General features: G+C 68.4%; 9 protein-coding genes. 8 read left to right on the top strand and 1 reads right to left on the bottom strand.

Going from position 1 to position 20,889, the window contains the following annotated elements:
• Positions 1-13: 13 nt before the first annotated feature.
• Positions 14-514: an ATP-binding protein gene (locus R6V09_RS02625; RefSeq protein WP_317879685.1), complete on the bottom strand. Its 501-nt coding sequence runs from the start codon at positions 512-514 to the stop codon at positions 14-16.
• A gap of 147 nt (positions 515-661) precedes the next feature.
• Here R6V09_RS02625 and R6V09_RS02620 point away from each other — a divergent pair, with 147 nt between their 5' ends.
• From R6V09_RS02620 to R6V09_RS02585, 8 genes are all read left to right on the top strand, one after another.
• A complete protein-coding gene (locus R6V09_RS02620; RefSeq protein ID WP_317879684.1) occupies positions 662-1,582 on the top strand; it encodes a helix-turn-helix transcriptional regulator in 921 nt (306 codons plus the stop codon).
• Entirely contained in the window at positions 1,579-1,776 is a 198-nt protein-coding gene (locus R6V09_RS02615) for a DUF397 domain-containing protein (RefSeq protein WP_317879683.1), read from the top strand. Before R6V09_RS02620 ends, R6V09_RS02615 begins: the two co-directional genes overlap by 4 nt.
• 90 nt (positions 1,777-1,866) lie before the next feature.
• Complete coding sequence (locus R6V09_RS02610; protein WP_317879682.1) at positions 1,867-3,081, top strand: serine/threonine-protein kinase; 1,215 nt, start codon at positions 1,867-1,869, stop codon at positions 3,079-3,081.
• Positions 3,082-3,184: 103 nt separating this feature from the next.
• Positions 3,185-6,361 carry a DEAD/DEAH box helicase gene (locus R6V09_RS02605; RefSeq protein WP_317879681.1) on the top strand — a complete coding sequence of 1,059 codons (3,177 nt, stop codon included), beginning with the start codon at positions 3,185-3,187 and terminating at the stop codon, positions 6,359-6,361.
• Entirely contained in the window at positions 6,358-8,802 is a 2,445-nt protein-coding gene (locus tag R6V09_RS02600) for a hypothetical protein (RefSeq protein ID WP_317879680.1), read from the top strand. Before R6V09_RS02605 ends, R6V09_RS02600 begins: the two co-directional genes overlap by 4 nt.
• Positions 8,766-11,837, top strand: a complete 3,072-nt coding sequence (locus tag R6V09_RS02595) for a hypothetical protein (protein WP_317879679.1) — start codon at positions 8,766-8,768, stop codon at positions 11,835-11,837. The genes R6V09_RS02600 and R6V09_RS02595 overlap by 37 nt, the downstream gene beginning before the upstream one ends.
• Positions 11,834-18,568, top strand: a complete 6,735-nt coding sequence (locus tag R6V09_RS02590) for a DEAD/DEAH box helicase (protein ID WP_317879678.1) — start codon at positions 11,834-11,836, stop codon at positions 18,566-18,568. The genes R6V09_RS02595 and R6V09_RS02590 overlap by 4 nt, the downstream gene beginning before the upstream one ends.
• Positions 18,565-20,889, top strand: coding sequence for a UvrD-helicase domain-containing protein (locus tag R6V09_RS02585; RefSeq protein WP_317879677.1), 2,325 nt, complete (start codon positions 18,565-18,567; stop codon positions 20,887-20,889). Before R6V09_RS02590 ends, R6V09_RS02585 begins: the two co-directional genes overlap by 4 nt.

Below are 20,889 nucleotides of genomic sequence, written 5' to 3'. Positions count from 1 at the left end.
GTACTACACAGTACTACCGTACGAGCTCGTACTCAGCCCAGACAGTCTTGCCCGGACCGTAGACCCGCGGATGCCAGTCCCAGCGCGCGGCCAGGCGCGATACGAGGAGCAGCCCGCGGCCCGTCTCCTCGGTACCGGCGGTGTCCGGGACGGCGAGGAGCCGGGGAAGGCTCTCGGCGCGGGTGTCGGTGACCTCGACGCGCACGGTGCGGCCGTCGCCCCCGGCATGCACGCGGAGGTGGAAGTCGCGCCCGGAGACATGGCCGTGCCGCACGGCGTTGGCGGTCAGCTCCGCGACGATCAGCACGACGTCCTCGTGCGGTTCGGTGCCGTACGGGATGCCCCAGGCGTCCAGACGGAGGGCCGCGAGGCGCCGGGCCAGGCGTGCTCCGCGCGGTGTGGAGGTGAAGCGCATCTCGAAGGTGTGGCCGGACGGGTCGGGGGCGGTAGTCAAGTGCGGGGCGGGGTCGGTGAGTTGAATGGGGGCGGTGGGGCTGCCGGGCTTGATTGTCATGCTGACCACGGTCCCCTTGGTGGCGTAGCGTGACCAGCGGTGACGCACCGCGTGGACCGGCTGTACGTGCGGCGTCGGTACGGGTACGAGGCGCGCGGCGTTACGGCGTTCCCCGCGGGGGCGTTGGGCCAGGGAGGCGAGGGGTCGATGACGGAACGCAGGGGTACGGCAGCGGGGGACGAAGGTGTTCCGGACGCCGGTGGAGCAGTCGTGAGTCTCGGGGACGGGTGGGAGAGCGACGACGGGGGCGGGCGGCGGCCGGAGGACGATGCCGGGCGGGGCGTGGTGATCGCGTTCGGACACACTATGAAGACGCTGCGCATGCGGGAGGGCTTGGACCGCGACACCTTCGGGAGGGCGATCGGGTACTCGGCGGCGACAGTCGCGTCATACGAGCAGGGACGGCGGATCCCGAGCTGCCGGACGATCGACAAGTCGGACGAAGTGTTCCACGCGGCAGGGTTGTTGAGCGTGTGGAAAGACGAGGTGGAGCGGGCGCAGTACCCGGTGTTCTTCCAGGGGATGGCCGCCTTGGAGAAGGAGGCCATTGAGCTGCTCTCCTACGACGCCCTGGTGGTCAAGGGGTTGCTCCAGACCGAGGAGTACATGAGGGCGCTGCTCGCCATGCGGCGTCCGCCTCTGGACCCGGAGACGATCGAGCTGCGGGTGGCCGCACGGTTGGCTCGGCAGGACATTTTCGACCGGCGGCCCGCGCCGCTGCTGAGCTTCGTGATGGACGAGTCCGTGCTGCGGCACCGGTACGGCGGAAGGGGCATCCTGCGGGGGCAGTTGGAGCACCTCCTCCTGATCGGTCAGAAGCGGAACGTGGAGATCCAGGTCATGCCGACGGACTGCGAGGACAACGCGGGTGTGAACGGGCCGTTCACGGTCGTCACGCGCAAGGACGGCAAGAAGTTCGTGTACGCCGAGGCAGAGGGAACCAGCACCCTTCAGACCGACCCCGAACGGACGACTCTCGCCGCCGCCCGTTATGGGATCATCCGGTCGCAGGCTCTCAGTCCGCGAGAGTCACTGACTTTCATCGAAGGGTTGTTGGGATCGCTATGAACAACGCTGAGTCCTCAACCATCGCCTCGGCCCTTGCCTGGTTCAAGAGCAGCTACAGCGGGACCGAGGGCGGCGATTGCGTAGAGGTCGCGGCCAGTACGGCAGTTGTGCACGTCCGGGATTCCAAGGCCGTCGCCGGGCCCCTCGTCATGGTGTCGCGTGAGGCGTGGGCGGGGTTCGTCGAGTTGATCTGACACGATGTGATCACCGCCTCCCATGGCACACCGATCGGTAAGTAGGATTTACCGATCGCGCAGTCGTTGCGCGAGTCATGGGGGTGTGCGGTGAACGGCGCGGCTCTGCCGTTACGTATCGGTCCGTATCTCGTCGAGCGGCGGCTCGGTGCGGGCGGGATGGGGGAGGTGTACCTCGCCTACTCCGTCGCGGGCGAACCGGTCGCCGTGAAGGTGATCCGGCCCGACCGTACGGATCCACACACGCGCGCCCGTTTCGAACGCGAGGCGACGATCGCGCGCACGATCTCGGGCACGGGCCGTGTGGCCCGTTTCATCGACGCGGACCCGTTCGCCGAGCAGCCTTGGCTGGCCATGGACTACGTCCCCGGCCGCCCGCTCGCCGACGTCGTGACGAACCAGGGTCCGCTGTCCACACCACTGGTGGCGAGCCTTGGCGCGCTGCTGGCCGAGGGGCTCGCCGCGGTGCACGCCGCGGGCCTGGTCCACCGCGACCTGAAGGCTCAGAACGTGGTCCTCGGCGACTTCGGTCCGGTGATCATCGACTTCGGCCTCGGCGCCTTCGTCGGGGCGTCCAACGCGTCGCTCACCCAGGCCGGCATGGTCATCGGCACGGTGCGCTGCATGCCGCCCGAACAGGCCCTGGGTGAGCTGGAAGTGACACAGGCCGCCGACGTGTACGGCCTGGGCACCGTTCTGCTGTACGCGGCGACCGGGCACTACCCGTACGACGGCGCCCGGTGGGAGGCGGTCGCCGCGCAGGTCGTCAACGCCGAGATCGGCCCCGATCTGTCCGGACTGCCCGATGAGCTGACCCCCGTCGTGACGGCCATGCTGGCGCACAAGGCGGAGGACCGCCCCTCCCTGGAGGAGGTGACCCGGCAGTGCGCCGACCTGATGCGTCTGCTGGGCACGAGTCCGGCCCGGGCACGGCGCGCTCTGATCCAGGAGACGACGCCGAAGGACCATCCCACGATGGTGCCGCCCCAGCCTGACACGCCGATGCTGGACCGACTCGACTCGCTCGAAAGGCTGCTGCGCGAAGAGTCGGCGTCCCCGGCGGAGAACATCCCCGTCCCGCCGCCCGACGGTGAATCCGGTCCGGGCTCCCCGGCCGAGAGCGGTATCGAGAACGACGTTGAGAATCCGCCCCCACCCGTGCTCGTGCCGGAGCCCCAGCTCGGACCCGGAAGCCCGGCTGAACCCGCGCCGCAGAGGGGCCGCCCTCCCGCTTCCCGGCGGGTCGCCGACGAACTGCGCAAGCGTTACGCGACAGGCCCGGCTCTCACCTGGTCGAAGCGCTGACCCCTTCTTCCCCCCTTTCGTCGGCGGTGCCGGTCCGGGCGGACAAAGGGTGGGTACCAGCACACCGCACATCACGAGCACACAGTCCACAGAGGAGCACCACGTGACCGCGGCGATACAGCCCGAGGTTCCTGAGGCGCGCGACGCCGACACGACTCGGGCTGCGTCCCCGGCCGGTACGCGGCCGGCCTTCGCCCCCGGCGCCCAGGTACGCATCCGCGACGAGCAATGGCTCGTGAAGTCCGTCGCGGAGTCCCGCGACGGACTCATGGTCGAGGTCAGCGGGGTTTCCTCGTTCGTCCGTGGCACGGACGCGGTGTTCTACTCCGGCCTCGACCAGATCGACGTACTCGATCCGCGCAAGACCCAGCTCGTGCCCGACGGCACGTCCAAGCACGCCAAGGCCCGCCTCTACCTGGAGGCGGTCATCCGCAAGACCGCGCTGCCGCAGACCGAGCACGGCATCGCGCTCGCCGACTCCTTCCTCATGGACCGGCAGGAGCATCAACTGCGCCCCGCCGAGCTGGCGCTGTCCATGCGGAACCCGCAACCCCGGCTGCTGATCGCCGACGTGGTCGGTCTCGGCAAAACGCTCGAAATCGGCGTCACGCTCTCGGAGTTGATCCGGCGTGGGCGCGGCGAACGCATCCTCGTGGTCACGCCCGCGCATGTGCTGGAGCAGTTCCAGCGCGAGCTGTGGACCCGCTTCGCCCTGCCGCTGGTGCGCCTGGACTCCACCGGTATCCAGCGCATCCAGCAGGAGATCCCGGCAGGCCGGAACCCGTTCGCCCACTTCAAGCGCGTCATCGTCTCCGTCGACACCCTCAAGTCGGCGACGTACTCCCACCACCTGGAGAACATCACCTGGGACGCGGTGGTCATCGACGAGTCGCACAACCTCGTCAACAAGGGCACCCGCAACAACCGCCTCGCCCGCCGCCTCGCCGAGCAGACCGACGCACTGATCCTGGCCTCCGCCACTCCGCACAACGGCGACGCCGAATCCTTCGCCGAGCTGATCCGGATGCTCGATCCGGCGGCGATCGCCGACCCCAAGAACTACAAGGTCGCCGACCTCGACCACCTCTACATCAGGCGTACCAAGACCGACCGCGAGGTGCGCGACGGCCTCAAGGGCAAGCCCTGGGCCGAGCGCGGCCCTTCCTTACCGGTGCCGGCTCCGGCGACGCGGAAGGAGACAGCCGTCCTGGAGAAGCTCGCGAGCGAGTGGACCCCGGGGGACCCGAACCGTTCGTCGGTCTGTGCCGATCCTCTGGTCGGCTACAACTTCCTGAAGGCCTTCCTCTCCTCCCACGTCGCCTTACGGAAGTCCCTCACCAGCCGCCGCGCCTACCTGGACAACCCCATGAGCGGCATGGTGAAGGGCAAGGACGGCAAGAAGACGGACTCCCCCAAGCGCCGTGCCGCCCTCGCCGCCGAGGGCAGAGCCCTCGCCGAGCTGGCGTCACTGGTCGCCGACCTCACCGACCAGGACTCCGCCAAACTCGACGCGCTCGTCCGCACGTTGAAGGACGACCTCGGCGTCGGCCCAGGCTCCGAGCGCCGCGTCGTGATCTTCTCCGAGCGGGTCCACACCTTGGACTGGCTGGCCCGGGAAGTCCCGGCCCGGCTCGGTTTCAAGAAGAAGAACCAGGCCAAGCCCGACGCGACGCGCCCCTGGAAGGCGTACGACGGCGCTGTCGAGGTCATGCACGGCGACACCACCAACGAGCAGCAACAGCAGGAGATCGTCGACCGTTTCGGCCGACGCGAGGAGCCGGTGCGCCTGCTGTTCACCGGTGACATCGCCTCCGAGGGCGTCAACCTGCACCACCAGTGCCACGACCTCGTCCACTTTGACCTGCCCTGGTCCCTCATCCGCATCGAGCAGCGCAACGGACGTATCGACCGCTACGGACAGGCGGTCAGCCCCGAGTTCCGTGCCCTCACCCTCACCGCAGACGTGCCCTGGAGGCGTGACGAGGAGAGCGGCGAGATGCTCACGCTCGACGACCGGCTCGTCGGCACCCGCCTGCTGCGCCGCGAGGCCCAGGCGCACGAGATCGAGACCGGCGAGGGCAGCGCCGAGGCCGTCACCGGCCTCTACAGCGACAAGAAGGAAGAGGACCGCCTCACCCGCGACCTCATCAAGGGCGGCACCGTCGAGCGTTCCATCAAGCAGTCCCAGCAGGAATCCGGCGGGGTCCTCGCGGGGCTGCTGGCCGGTGCCAACGCCTGGCTCGCGGACCCGACGGCCGCCCCTGGCACGCTCGGCACGGCCGCGGTGTCCCAGGCAGACGTGCCCCATGTGTTCGCCGACACCAAGGCGTACTTCCACACCGCCGTGGACCTCATCTACCCCCAGGCCGAGCGCGAGGCCCTCGACTGGAAGCCCGAAACAGCCCACGGCCGCATCGAGTTCACTCCGCCCGACGACCTGCAGTACCGCTTCCGCGAGCTGCCGAAGTCGTACCTGGAGCAGGAGAAGATCCTCACGACACCCAAGTACGACGGCACGCTGCGCATCACCTTCGACAAGCAGTACGCCGCCGACCGCCTGGAAGCCGCCCGCAACGCCAAGCAGGGCAAGACAGACGAGCCCACGTCCCAGTGGCCCACAGTCTCCTACGTTTCCGATATCCACCCCGTGCTCGACTGGGTGACGGACAAGGTCCTCGCCAAGCTCAAGTACGACGAGGCGTTCGTCCTCGCCTACCAGCCCGACGCCGACAAGGCCAGACGAATCGACGCCGCTCTGCCGGAAGCCCTCACCGGCCCGGTCTACCTCCTCCAGGGCGTCTACTCCAACACGGCGGGCAAGCCGACGGTCGTGGAGTGGATGGCTGTCACCGGCCTCGCCGGGGCTACGCCCCGCGTATGGCGCATGGACTCGGCGTTCCTCGCCGCCTGCGGCGTAGGCCCCGACATGCCTGGCCGCGCCCACCCCGTCGACCCCGACCTCCTCAAGGAACTCGTTCCCGCGGCCGTCGACGCGGCCGAGACCCACCTGCGTGAGCGCCGCGCCGATTACGACAAGCAGGTCGACTCCTACCTGGCCCCGTACGAGGACCGGGTTCAGGTCTGGGAGCAGGGCGCGCTGATCGCCGTGGGCAACCAGCAGCACCGCCGTAAGCAGGTGTACGACACCGCCGCCCGCCGCCGCGACCTCGTACGCCGTCTGCGGACCGACGGTGACCCGATGCTGCGGGTCCTCGGCGTCCTCGAACCCCTCCACACCGCCACCGTGTCCGCCGCGCACGCCGAGGAGTCCGCACGATGAGCTACACCTACGACTCCTTCGCCAACCGCGGCGAATACCTCTCCGCCCACTACTTCAGCGAGGAGTTGGAGAACACCCTCAAGAAGGGCAAGGCGGGCGACGAGGGCCTGTTCACCCTGTGGACCAGCCGCGAGACCGACCCTCACGACCCACAGCCCACTCCGCGCGAACTCCTCCCCCGCCTTCGCGGTGAGTACCTGGCCACCGTGCGCCCCTTCCTGGCCTCCCGCGCCCAGCAGGAAGAACTCGGAAGCACCTACGACGACCCGACGGGCGAGTGGGCCGAGCACATCACCACCTGGCACACCGCTGTCCTCGAAGCCCTCGGCTACGGTGAGCGTCCTGAGCCGATCACCGTGCACAACGCGGGCAGGGAGTACGAACTCCAGGTCGCCTGGCACGGAGACGGCATCGTCGCCCTCGACTGCGGCTGGACCGCCGGCCTCGACGACGCCCTGAACCCCGACGAGGCCGGGCAGCTCCTCCACCCCCTCAAGACCGCCGACGGCCTCCTCGAAGTCGGCGAAAAGCTGGCGGGCTGGCTCTTACAAAGCGAACTGCACGAGCCGGGCGGCGAGATACCCCGCTTCGTCCTACTCCTCTGCGGCGGCGTGCTAGTCCTCGCCGACCGTAACGCCTGGGCCGAAGGCCGCTATCTCGCCGCCGGCCTGGACGCGGCCCTCGCCCGCAACGACACGGCGAAGGCCGGCGAACTCGCCCTCCTCGCCGCCTTGTTCTCCCGCGACATGCTCGCGCCCCGCCCCGACGGCAAGGGGCGACGCATCGACGACCTGCTGAAGGCCTCCCGTGACAACGCCGTCGGCGTCAACTCCGAGCTACGCAAAGGACTCCAGCACTCCGTCGAGATCATCGCGAACGAGGTACTCGCACGCCTGCGCAAGGAGGAGGTCGAGCCGCGGGAGATCGAGGACCTCAAGAAGGGCCCGTTCGCCAAACAGCTCACCCGCGAATCGCTGCGCTACCTCTACCGCATCCTCTTCCTCCTCTACGCGGAGGCCCGCCCCGAGCTGGGCATCCTGCCCGCCGACGACTCCACGTACGAGACCGGATACTCGATCGCCCGGCTGCGCGAACTGGTGGCGCGCGAGCGGAAACTGGTCGACGAGGACAGCCGAGGCGGCTTCCACCTCTACGCCTCCCTCGACGTCCTCTTCAACAAGGTCAACTACGGCCACAGCCCGCACGGCACCGAAGCGGACGACGACAAGCCCGCCGAGGAACGCAGCGAACTGCGCGGCCTGCGCTTCGAGCCGCTGCGCAGCGAGCTGTTCGACCCGAAGTCGATCACCCTCATCGGCCGCCGCATCCTCCACCCCCACTGGGACGAGGACGGGAACGAGCAGCCACGGTGGCTGGACCTGCGGCTGCGCAACGAGGCGTTGCACCAGGTGCTGCGCCTGCTCACCATGAAGGAAGCCGGCCAGAAGGGCAGACAGGGCGGCTTCATCTCCTACCGCAACCTCGGCATCAACCAGCTCGGCGCCGTCTACGAAGGCCTGATGTCCTACACCGGCATCATCGCCAAGGACGACCGGGCCGAGGTCGCCAAGCCCGGCGCGAAGAAGGGCGACAAGCAGTACGGCGACCCCGAGAAGGGGTCCTGGCTCATCCCGGCCGATCGGCTGAAGGTCTATCCGGAGAACACACACGTCGTGTACTCCGCCCAGGACGCCGAACAGTACGGCCTGCGCGGCCCCAAGAAGTACGCACCCGGTACGTTCGTCTACCGCTTGGCCGGCCGCGACCGCGAGATGTCCGCCGGCTATTACACGCCTGAGTCGCTCACCAAGGTCACCGTCGAGCTGGCGCTCAAGCACCGCCTCGACCAGGAGAAGGACGCAGACGGCAACACGGTCCGGACCCGCGCGAGCGAGCTCCTGCGCTACACGCTCTGCGAACCGGCCGTCGGCTCCGGCGCGTTCCTCAACGAGGCGATCAACCAGGTCGCCAAGGAGTATCTGAAGCGCCGTCAGAACGAGCTGGGCATCAGCCTGGACACGTCGAAGACTCTGGATGCCGAGCAGAAGGTGAAGGCGTACATCGCCCTCCACAACGCGTACGGCATCGACCTGAACGCGACGGGTGTGGAGCTGGCGGAGGTGTCGCTGTGGCTCAACACCATGCACCCGGGTATGCGTGCGCCGTGGTTCGGCTTACACCTGCGGCGGGGTAACTCCCTTATTGGTGCGAGGCGTTGGGTGTACGAGGCCGAGCGCATCAAGAAGGAGCGGACGATCGGCGCGCAGACGCCGACCAAGTTGCCGTTCCGGTCGGCTGGGGACGGTGCGGAGCAGTTGCTGCCGGATGGGGCTGTGCATCAGTTCCTGCTGCCCACGCCTGGTTGGGGCGCGGTCGCGGGGCGAGCGGGGATGCGAAGAAGTTGGTGGAGCAGCTCGCGGGGACGCAGGTTGACCAACTGAAGGCGTGGAAGAAGGGCGTTCAAGCCAAGCCCAAGACGACGGGCGGCAAGGGCAGCCAGCTCGCCCGGTTGCAGGCTGCGGCCCTTCGCGTCGAGTTCTTGTGGAAGCTGGTCGCCAAGCGCATGGAGCTGAGCGAGCAGGAGATCGCCCGCACCATCGATGTGTGGGGGACGGATCGTGAGGAGGACGCAGAGGAGTACGCCTTTCTCCGTCGCGACAAGCAGAACCCGGACCAGAGTCTGCCTCTGACCAAGGAGCACGTTTTCAAGGACCTCTTCGCGGCGGAGGGTTCCCCGTACTGGCGGCTCAAGCAGGTCATGGACGCGTGGTGCGCGCTGTGGTTCTGGCCGCTGGAGAAGGTGGCGCTGCTGGATGGGGCGGATGCGGAGTATGCGACGGCTCCGGTGGTGACGGCGGAGGCCGGGGCCGACCTGGATGCGTTGCTGTCATCGGTAGCTGCGCCGACGGTGGAGGTCGAGGAGCGTGTGCCTGAGCCCACGCCTGCGCCTCAATTCCTTGAGCCCGGCCTCCTGTTCAGCATGGATGGCGACCAGATTTCCTTGGGTGAGGCTGCGAGCGACAACGAGGCCGGGAAGAAACAGGCCAAGAAGGCACGTGCCTCCTCCGCTCCCAAGAAGGCCAGTGGACCGGCACGCCGCCGCGATGTCATTCCGCTAGCGGACGTGGACGACTGGATCGCTTTCCTGGAGTCCATGCTCGGCACGGGAACGGTGCCGGAGGACACCTTCGCCACGACGGTTGACTCCTTGAAGGAGCTGAAGAAGCTCGAAGACCTGGTCCAGGCCGAGATGGGCATGGACGATGCCCGTAAGGCGGTCGAAACGCGGTATCCGTGGATGCGGGTCGTCCGTGACATCGCGGTAGAACAGGGCTTCCTGCACTGGGAGTTGGACTTCGCTGGTGTCTTCACCGGCGAGGCGAGAGGCTTCGACCTTCAGGTGGGTAATCCACCGTGGGTACGGCCGGAGTGGAAAGAGAATCCGGTCCTCGCGGAGTACGAGCCGTGGTTCATGCTCACGGAGAAGCCGAAGGCGGAGGACAAGAACCGGAGGCGGGATGTCGAACTCGCACGCGAGGAGGTGCAGGAGTACCTGCTCAGTGAGGTGACGAACACAGTGACGATGGCGAGCTACCTATCGGCGGCGCCCGTCTACCCGCTGGTTTCGGGGGGCCAGCCGGATCTGTACCGGGCGTTCATGTGTGAGGTGTGGGGTCACGCGGGGCGCGGCGGGGCAGCAGGGATGGTGCACCCGGACACGCACTTCGCGGGAGCCAAGGAGGCGAAGCTGCGGGCGGCGGCATACCGACGGCTGCGCATGCACGGGGACTTCGTGAACGCCAATAACCGGTTCTTCCCGGAACCGGTTGGAGACGCCACCCACTTTGGCGTTCACATCTACGGCCCCGACCAGCCAGTCGACTTCTACTCGCTGGCTTGGCTCTACTCGGTGGATGTCTTGCGATTCTCGGGTGGTGCTGATGACCCTGGAGAGGATCCCGGTGTCAGGTTCAACGGCAGCTGGGATGAACGGCCTCACCCGAAAAGGATGGTTCGCGTTACCCGTGGAACCCTCGAACGGTGGCAGCGACTCGCCGGCGAGGATGGGGTATTGGAGGAAACGCCCCTGCTCACCCCTGTGAGCACGGCGGAGGATCCGGCGATCGACGTGTTGGGGATCTATGCCTTGCGACTCGGTGCCATCCATCCGGATATCTCCCCTGGGTACCACGAAAGCGGCGCCAAGAAGGCGCAGTTCGGCCCCGACAAGAACCAGCAGCTCATCGACTACAACACCGGGATCGACGGCCAGGACGACTACCACGCGACAACATGGAGCGACGTCATCCTCAAGGGCCCGCAGATCGGCGTGGCCAACCCGATGTTCAAGCAGCCGAGCCAGGGCAAGGGCGAAAGGCGCGGCCTCTCCCCGATGGCAATCGCCGACGACGCGGTGCCTGAGTCGGAGTACCGGTGTGTGGCTCCACGGGACGTGTTCCTCGGCGAGCAGGACAGGTGGCCCGACTGGGAGCGGTACGAGGCGCTGCTCGCGTCGCAGGAGGAGCGGGCGCAGGCCCGGGTCCGGATCGCGGAGAAGCGCAAGGCTCAGGCGGACGAAGTCGAGGACGAGCTGGTCGAGAAGTTCCTGCTCGCCAAGGCGAGTTATCCGTACAGCGAGGACTATCGGGTTGCATGGCGCGAGATGGTTGCCCCTGACACCGAGCGTGCGCTCTATGGCGCCGTGTTCCCGCCAGGGACAACCCACATCCACGCAGTGCGTTCCGCTCGACTGGCGACGACGCGCCTCACCCTGCTCTCCGCAGGTTTCTTGGCGGCGCTCCCGGTTGACTACCTGCTTCGGACCGCTGGTGTCGGACACCTCGATGTGGCCCAGGCCAAGCGCCTTCCAGCTCCTCAAGATGACCACCCCCTTGCCCCAGCCCTCCTCCTCCGCGCCCTCCGCCTAAACGCCCTCACCACCGCCTACGCCGACCTCTGGGCAGAGCTCTACGACCCGAATTGGCTGGGCTACGAGCCATGGGCGATCGAATGGCCCTACCTCACAACCGAGTTGCACAAGGTCACCCCCACCTGGCAGCGCGACACCCCGCTCCGTTCCGAGTACGCACGCCGAGCCGCACTCGTTGAGATCGACGCGCTCGTCGCCGTCTGGCTCGGCATCGACGCGAACACGCTCATCGCCATGTACCGGGCCCGATTCGCAGTGCTGCAGGGATATGACGATGTGACGTCGTTCGATGCCAAGGAACGCAAAATCGCGGCCAAACGAGACACCTACGGCTTCGACCAGACCAAGGACCACTGGACCCAGTTCGAGGCCCACCAGAAGGACCCCAAGACCGCCCCTGCCCCCGACGGCTACACCGCCCCCTTCTACAAGGCCAACCGAGAACGCGAAATGCGCGAAGCCCACGCCTACTTCAAGCAGCGCCTCGACGAAGCCGTAGCCAAGGGCCAATGGGACCCTGAGAAGATGGAGGTCCCGACCCCGTGAGGCCGACCCTCGAAGCACAGGGACTCAAGGAGAGCCTGCTCCAGTACCTGTCCACGACGTACGGCCTCGCGGACGAGGGCGCCCGAAAAGCCCTGCACGCCTTCCTTGGGGACGAGACGACGGGCATGTTCCGCGGACCGTACCTCCGTCTGCGTACCCCCTTCACTCCGGCCGACGACGGCTGGCAGCAGCACCTGGACTGGGTGCGTACCGACGGCTGGACGCCGTACGCCCACCAGGCCCGTGCCTTCGCCCGGCTCACCTCGAAGAACGGCCACACACCCCAGCCCACCCTCGTCACCACAGGCACCGGTTCCGGCAAGACCGAGTCGTTCCTGTACCCCGTACTCGATCACTGCGCCCGAGAACGCGCGGCCGGGAACAACGGGGTCAAGGCGGTCTTTCTCTATCCGATGAACGCCCTGGCCACCGACCAGGCGGCCCGTATCAACCAACTCCTCACTGATTACGACGAGTTGAGCGGCGTACGAGCCGGCCTGTACATCGGGGAGAAAGCGGCGACGCACTACGACCGGGTGTACACCCGCCGCCAGGACATGCAGCTGTCCCCGCCGGACATCCTGATCACCAACTACAAGATGCTCGACCTGCTCCTGCAGCGGGCCGCCGACGCACCGCTGTGGGACGGCAGCGACATCCGTTACGTCGTCGTCGACGAGTTCCACACGTACGACGGCGCGCAGGGCACCGACGTCGCCATGCTGCTGCGCCGCCTCGCCATCGCCGTCGATGCCAACCAGCCCGGCAAGCCACTCGGCGCCATCACTCCTGTCGCCACCTCCGCGACCCTCGCCTCCGGCACGGACGCCGACGGAGTGGCCCAACTTCTCTCCGTGGCCACCAACGTCTTCGGCGCCGAGTTCGCCGAGGACGCGATCGTCGGCGAAGACCGGCTGACGGTGGACGAGTTCATCCTCGGCGAGGACGAGTCGATCCCTGACGCGAGATTCCTTCCCGGTCAGGCCACGCCCCCGGAGACCCTGACCTCCTTACCGGACCCGGCCTCCGGCCCCGAAGCGCTCGCGGACCTCGCCGAGGCCGTCACCGGAAGCCGTGTCACCGAGCCGGTCGCCCTCGGCGCCGCGCTCAAGCGCAACCGGCTCACGTACGCGGTCCTGAACGCCTTCGACGGCACGGTGCACACCTACGACGAGGTGCTCGACGTGATGCGCCGCAGTGGGGCGAGGAGCTGGGACGAGGCGATCACGACGCGGCCGCAGATCGCCGCGGCGGCCCTCGCCCGCTTCGTCGCCCTGCTCTCCGTGGCGCGCGATCCGGAGGCGCCGGCCGCGATCAGCCGCCCCCTCGTACAGATCGAGGTGCACCAGTGGGCGCGGTCCGTCACGCGCATGTTGCGTGGCGTGCTGCCTTGGCCGAAGGCCGAGTTCGCGTGGGACACGGCCGGGGCGCGGAGCCAGTCGCGTACGACGCCGGACACCACCACCTCCCGCGACACCAAGGTCTTCCTGCCCGCGGTGTACTGCCGCGAGTGCGGGCGTTCCGGGTGGTCGGTCCTCGCCCCCGAGTCGGACTTCGAGGAGCTGAACTTCGAGGCCCACAAGATCCGCCGGGCCACCGTCACCGCCGACAAAGCCAAGGTGCGCACTCTGGTGGCGGCCGCCGACAACGAAGCCCGTGAGGGCAACGGCCGTACCGTCATGGACCCGGCAGCGCAGAAGTCGCTGACGACCGGCGGCGCGGGCGTGCTCATGGTGCTCGACGGCCTGTCCCAGCGCCTGCGTCTGCCCGACCCCCAGGGCGACTACGACGACGAGGGGAACCCGGCGCCCGCCGGCCCCGACTCCGCCTTCGTCCTCGTCCAGCTCGGCGACACCGCGGAACGCGCCGCCAAGGACGACTGGTGCCCGGCCTGCGGCACGCACAACGCGATCCGCTTCGTCGGTACGGGTGCCGCCGCGCTCGCCGCCGCGTCCGTCACCCAGCTGTTCACCGGCGGGGAGATGGACAAGGACCAGCGTGAGACGAAGACGCTGTTGTTCAACCACTCGGTGCAGGACGCCGCGCACCGGGCCGGGTTCGTCGCCTCCCGCTCGTACACCTTCTCCCTGCGCGCCCTGTTCACCAAGCACCTGAGCGAGCAGCGGCCCAGCGCGCTCAACGACCTCGTCGCCGACGTCGTCGCGGCCACCACCGATCGCGAGACGCTCGCCGCCGTCGTACCGCCGGACCTCCATGACGACACGGGCGTGGCGCGCCTGCTGTCAGGCGCGGGACGGGGCGGAGACAGGAAGACCTGGGACCTGATCGGTGAACGGTTCGCGTTCGAGGCCGTGATGGAGTTCGGTCACCGTTCCCGCAACGGTCGCACCCTCGAACTGACCCGTACCGCGGCCGCCTGGGTGGACATCCCCGACGAGGAGGCGGCCGTAGCCCTCGTACGTGCCGCCCATGAGGAAGCCGCCCATCACGGGCTGGCCCTCACCGAACACGACGACACCCGCTATCTGGCCTTCCTGCGTGGGCTGTTGGAGCGGCTGCGCACGCGGGGCGCGGTCGGGCACCGGTGGCTGGAGAAGTTCCTCGACGAGGCGGGCACCAGCCGCTACTACATCTGGGGTGGCCGCCCGCGCGGTATGAAGGCCTTCCCGAAGGGTGTCTCCGCACCGAGCTTCCTGCTCGCGCGGCCGAAGCAGAGCAGCGAGTTCGACTTCGCCGCCGGGCGTCTGGCCTGGTACCAGATCTGGGCGCAGCGCTGCCTCGACATGACCCGTGAGCAGGCCGACGAGTTCTGGGTGCGATTACTGCCCCGGCTCACCGACGCCGGGCTGCTCGCGGCGCGCACCCCGAGCGACACGGCTGTACGACTGTACGGTCTTCAACCAGGCGCCATCCGGCTGCAGTTGTTACCCGACGCCCGGGTCAACCAGTCGTACGTGCGCTGCCCGAAGTGCTTCTGGGAGCAGACCGTCCACCCCTCGTTGCTGGCGCAGTATCACGGGCAGCCCTGCCAGGCGTATCGCTGCGCGAAGGGACGGCTGGTCGCGGGTGACCGGTGGCTGGAGACCGTGGACCGGCACGACCGGGACCGCGACTACCGCGACGACTACTACCGCAGCCTGTACCGACGAGCCGGTACCTACCAGGTCATCACCGCCGAGCACACCGGTCTGCTCTCCCGCCCCAAGCGCGAACGCGTCGAGGACGCCTTCCGTAACGGCCAGGGATTCAACGACCCCAACGTGCTGTCCTGCACGCCCACCCTGGAGATGGGTATCGACATCGGCGATCTGTCCGCCGTCGTACTCGGTGCTCTTCCACGCCGGCCGGCCAACTACGCCCAGCAGGCGGGCCGGGCCGGGCGCCGTACCGGTAACGCCTTCCTGCTGACCATCCCCGACCGCTCCCGCCGCGACCTGTACTTCCTCGACCGGCCACGAGACATGATCGACGGGCGGATCGTACCGCCGGGCTCCTATCTGTCGGCCATCGAGATCCTGCGCCGCCAGTACACCGCCCACCTGCTCGATCTCGCGGCACGCGGACGGCTGTTGCGCGAGGACGGCAGGCCGCTGGCCGCCCTGTCGCGTCGGGTCGACGAACTCTTCGGCCCCTCCGGCTACCTCGCCGACTTCACCGACGCCGCCCTCGCCCACGGCGAGGAGCTCGTCGCGGGCTTCCTCGCGCTCTTCCCGACCGGCGTGAGCGACACCGCCAAGGAGGAGTTGGAGAAGTACGCGGTACGCGGCATCCGCAGCGCGATCGAGAAGGCCGAGCGGGAGTGGGAGCGCGAGAACCAGAAGCTGCGCACCCGTATCCGTACGATCCGTTCCGCGATCGACGAGCTCCCCAAGGACGGCGACGACGAACAGGCGAGTACCAAGGCGGAGTTGGAGGCCGAGCTCGGCGCCATCTCCAGGCAGGGTGCCACGCGACAGCGTCAGCCCGCCCAGACCGTGCTGTGCAACCTCGGACTGCTGCCCAACTACGCCCTCATCGACGCCACGACCACTCTCGACGCCACCGTCTTCTGGCCCGAGGGCACCACGCCCGAGGGCCGACCCCGCTACAAGTCGAAGTCGTACTCCTACGGGCGGCCGCGCGGCTTCGCCCTGTCCGAACTCGCCCCCGGCAACACCTTCTACGCCGAGGGCTACAAGCACCGGATCACCGGCATCGACATCGTCACCGGCCGGGACCAGGACTGGCGCCACTGGCGCTTCTGCCCCTCGTGCGGCTACGTCCGCACCGAGAACGCCGAGAACGACACGACGCCCTGCCCGCGCTGCGAGGAGACGGGCATCGCCGACTCCGGATGTCTGCGGCAGATCGTCCAGCCCAGTGTCGTGACGGCCCGCGACAAGCGGGAGGACGCCAGGATCGGCGACGAGAGCGACGACCGCGACCGCCGCTTCTACACCGTCGTCGACATGGTCGACATCGACCCCAAGGACTTCGCGGTGGGCAAGTCCTGGCGGCACACCAAAGAGATCTTCGGCGTCGACTACACCCGCCGCGCCGTCATCCGCCGTATCAACGCCGGACCGCTCAGCATCGGCGCCCAGGAGAACGACCAGCTTGCCGGGAAGCCCGTGCGCATCGCCCCCTTCCACGTGTGCACCGCCTGCGGAGCCGCGAGCGCCGACGGACGACCGGTCTTCGATGACGACCGGGACGCCGTCGACAACTCCGCCAACCGTCAGCGCGAACTCAAGCACCACACCCCCTGGTGCCCGCTGCGACGCGGCAAGAAGGGCGTACCCCAGGAACCGGTGCTGCTCGCCCACGAGTTGGAGACCGAAGCGCTGCGCATCCTGCTGCCCGCGGCGACCGTCCTCGTCGAGGAGAAGGTCCACTCCTTCCAGGCGGCCCTGCGCCTGGGCGTGGACGGCGCCTTCGGTGGCGACCCCCAGCACCTCGCCACCACCCTGGCCACCATGCCGGACCGAGACACCGCGGAGACACGGCACTTCCTGGTCCTGTACGACCGTCTCCCGCACGGCACCGGCTACCTCGACCGCCTCACCGACCCCGCCGCCTTCCGTCAGGTGCTGGAGGGTGCGCGCCGACTGCTCGTGGAATGCCCGTGCAACGGGGAGGGCGTGCAGGCCTGCCACCTCTGTCTGTACCTCTACGCCGACGAACAGCACATCGATCGCGTGTCCCGCCAGGCCGCCCTGGAGATCCTCGACGAACTCCTGGGTACCGACACCGACGCCTGGGACACCAAGAAGGTCGGCAACACCGACCAGATCGGTCTTGACGGACAGGTCGAGTCCGACCTGGAGGCCCGCTTCCTCAAGGCACTGCGCGGGTGGGCCGGACAGCGCGCTGACGCCGTCCTGGAGGAGAGCAGCGACAACAGCGCCTACCTGCGTCTCGACGAGGTCGGCACCGTGCACGGCTGGCGTCTGACCGCTCAGCGCAACGAGGGATACACCCGCACCGACTTCACCTTCGAACGCGTCGACGGCCCCAAGGCTTCCAGCGTTCCCAAGCAGAAGATCACCGTCTACCTCGACGGACACCGCTTCCACGCCACCCGCCGTCACAACCGGCTCGCAGGCGACGCCGACAAGCGCAACCGGCTCCGGTCCGAGGGCCGCGCCGTCTTCCAGCTCACGTGGGACGACCTCGACGCCTTCGAGCGGCAGACGAACACGGCGGAGTCCGCCGCGGGGCGGGAGGCGGCCGAGCCGGTGTGGCCGCCGTACCCGCACAGTGCCCAGGACCTCGCCAAGCAGCTCTACGCCGAACGCGGTGACGACGATCTCACCGGATCCGCCTTCACCGACCCGATGACCATGCTTCTCGCCTACCTGCGCAGTCCGGACGACGCGGCTTGGGGAAAGCGAGCTTCGGCCGTGGTCGGCGGACTCTTCGGGACCGGCAAGGAGATGCTCGTCGGCAACGGCAGCCCCGACCGGACCCGCCAGGCGCTCGACCATCTCCTCGACGCCTGGGGCGGCACCGACGGCATCGACCCGGCACCCGTCCAGGGCACCGGCACACTCAACCTGTTCCAGACCTGCGACGAGTCAGGTCTCCCAGTCGCCTTTCTCGTCGACGGGGCCACCGGCCGCTGGTCCGCCCTGGCCTGCCTCGACGACACCGCACGCGACCAACTCGGCACGCCCGAACACAAGGCGCGCTGGCGCGCCTGGCTCCAGTGGTCCAACATCCTGCAGTTCCTCGCCCACGACGACGGCGACGGGGTCCAGCTGACCACCGCCACCGCGGGCCGCTTCGACACCTCGATCCTGAAGGCCTTCGGTGGCCTCGGAGAACTCGAGTCCCTCGTCGTGCGGTACGGCACCGGCGCACCCACACCGCGGCCCGTGCCCGTCGAGGCGTCCAACGAGACTCCTCTCGAAGCAGCGGTGCGCGATCTGCTGTGGGACCGGGAGATCCTCGAATACCTCGACGAGGACGACCCCGACGCCCCTCTCACCCGCCTCGCCCACGTCTTGGCCGACGGTGGCAAGAAAGCCCCCTCCTACGGCTACGAGCTCGGCGAACGCGGGTGGCTCGCCGACTTCGCCTGGGACCACGGTGGCCGGCGGATCGCCGTCATGGCCGAGCCGTACGACCAGGCGGACGAGGAGAGCGACAAGACCTGGAGCGCCTACCGCGACGCCGGGTTCACCATCCGCTCCGCCGACGACTGGCTCACCGATCTCGACGCTCTGCTGACCGTGCTCCCCGACGCCACCGCACGTCCCGACTCCGAAGAACAGAGTGCCTCACGATGACCGCACGCCTGAGCCTCTATCAGAAGGCCGAGAACGAGCTCTACAAGATGGACTCGTCGGTCAAGACTAAGTTCTACGACTTCTGCCACCAATTCCGTCTCAACCCGGATCACCCGAGCCTCGATCTCAAGCCTCTCAAGGGCGACGGCCGGATCTACCGCGCCAAGATCGACCGCTCGTACCGGGCGCTCCTTGCCCGGGCGGGAGTCGGCGCCGATGGCATCCAGCAGTGGCTGATCGTCGCCGTCCGTCACCGCAAGGACGTCTACGAAGAACTAACCGTCGCCATCAACCGGATCACCGGCGAGATCGAGTTCGTCGACCTCGGCATCGTCGGCCAGAGCGTCCTCCAGCGCGCGGGACTCCAGCTCACCCCGGCCCCGGACGAACACGTCGCACCGGCCGAGCCCACGCCCGCCCCCGTCGTGACGGAGCGACCGGCCGCCCCCGCCGAACCGCTCCTCGCGGGCTGTACTCCCGAGAACCTGCGTCGACTCGGTGTCGCCGACGCCCTCATAGGCCTCGCCCTTACTGTCACGACCGAGGAGGAACTCGACCAACTCATCGTCGGCGCCCCGCGTCTGACCGCCGAGGTCCTCACCGGACTCGGCTCCGGCATGTCCGTGGACGAGGTCGAGCGTGAGATCACCGAACCTGCCTCCGCCGAGCTCGAACCGGGCTTCGAGAACGACATGGCGGCGGCCCTCACCCGTACCGCGGTCACCACGGTCGACGACGACATCCGCAATGTCCTGGCCGAGGGCGACTTCCGCGCCTGGAAGGTCTACCTGCACCCCACCCAGCGCAAGACCGTCGAACGAAACTACGGCGGCCCCGCCCGGGTCAGCGGCGGCCCCGGTACCGGCAAGACCATCGTCGCCCTGCACCGCGTCGCACGCCTCGCCGCGGCTCTGCCGCCCGGCCACGGCAAGCCGATCCTGCTGACCACGTACACCAAGAACCTCACCGCCGACCTGCGCTCCCGGCTCACCTCGCTCATGAACCCCGCGCTGCTCGGTCGGGTCGACATCAAGCACATCGACCAGCTCGCCCAGAGCGTCCTCAACGAGAACACCGCGCCCGGCGCACAGCGCGGCCTGATCGCCGACGACCGGGCTCTGGACGTGCTGCGCGAAGTCCTCTTCGAACACGACGAGCAACGCTGGGACGCCGAGTTCCTCTTCGACGAATGGGAACAGATCGTCCTCGGCCAGTCCCTCGCCACCCGCCAGGACTACTTCAAGGCCCGCCGCGCCGGTATGGGCCGCGCCCTCAACCGCCCCGAACGCGCCGCCATCTGGAAGCTGCTCGACCAGTTCACCCTGCGCCTCAACGGCATGGGCCGTGAGACCTGGGCCCAGGCCGCCGAACGCGCGGCCCGCTACGAGATGGAACGCGCTCACAAGATCCGGACCCGGGCCGAGCACAAGGCGGACATCGGCGGCGGCGACCTGATCCACCTCGACGACAACAGCTCCGCGATGCGCTACCTGCGTCATCGCTACCGCCACATCGTCGTCGACGAGGCCCAGGACCTCAGCCCCGCCCACTGGAAGATGCTGCGCGCCATGGTCGCGTCCGGCCCGGACGACCTGTTCATCGCCAGCGACACCCACCAGCGGATCTACGACCGACAGGTCACCCTCTCCACCGTCGGCGTCCACATCCGCGGTCGCGCCTCGAAGCTGACGCTCAGCTACCGCACCACCCAGGAGATCCTCGACCAGGCCGCCAAGGTCGTCCGCGGGGCCGCCTACGACGACCTCGACGACGGCACCGACACCCTCGACGGCTACCACTCCCTGCTGCACGGCCCGGCCCCCGAGTACGTCGCCTGCGCCGACTGGACCGACGAGATCGCCCAGCTCGCCGAGGCTCTCAAGCAGTGGCGCGCGGACATCACCCAGCCCCGTGAGGACGGCACCGTACGCGACCCGAGCGGCACCATCGCCGTCTGCGTCGCCGACGGCGAGATGGCCGGCCGCGTCGCCATCGACCTGGAGACGAAGCACGGCATCACCACGGCGACCCTCACCAAGGACGGCCCGCAGGGCGGCGGCGAGGTCCACATCGGCACGATGCACCGGTTCAAGGGGCTTGAGTACCAGAAGCTCGCGGTCATCGGCGCGAGCGATGGCATCCTCCCGCGCGCCTCTCTCATCGAGAAGTACGAGACAGCCGACCCCAACCGCTACGAGCGCGAACTCAAGAAGAGCCGCAACCAGCTCTTCGTCGCCACCACCCGAGCCCGCGACGCGGTGCGCATCTCATGGCACGGCAGGCCCAGTCCGTTCCTGCCCTTGTCCGTCGCTGCCTCATGA

It is taken from the genome of Streptomyces sp. W16 (assembly GCF_033194735.1).
Lineage (GTDB): Bacteria > Actinomycetota > Actinomycetes > Streptomycetales > Streptomycetaceae > Streptomyces.
This window is presented reverse-complemented; position numbering and strand designations above follow the sequence as displayed.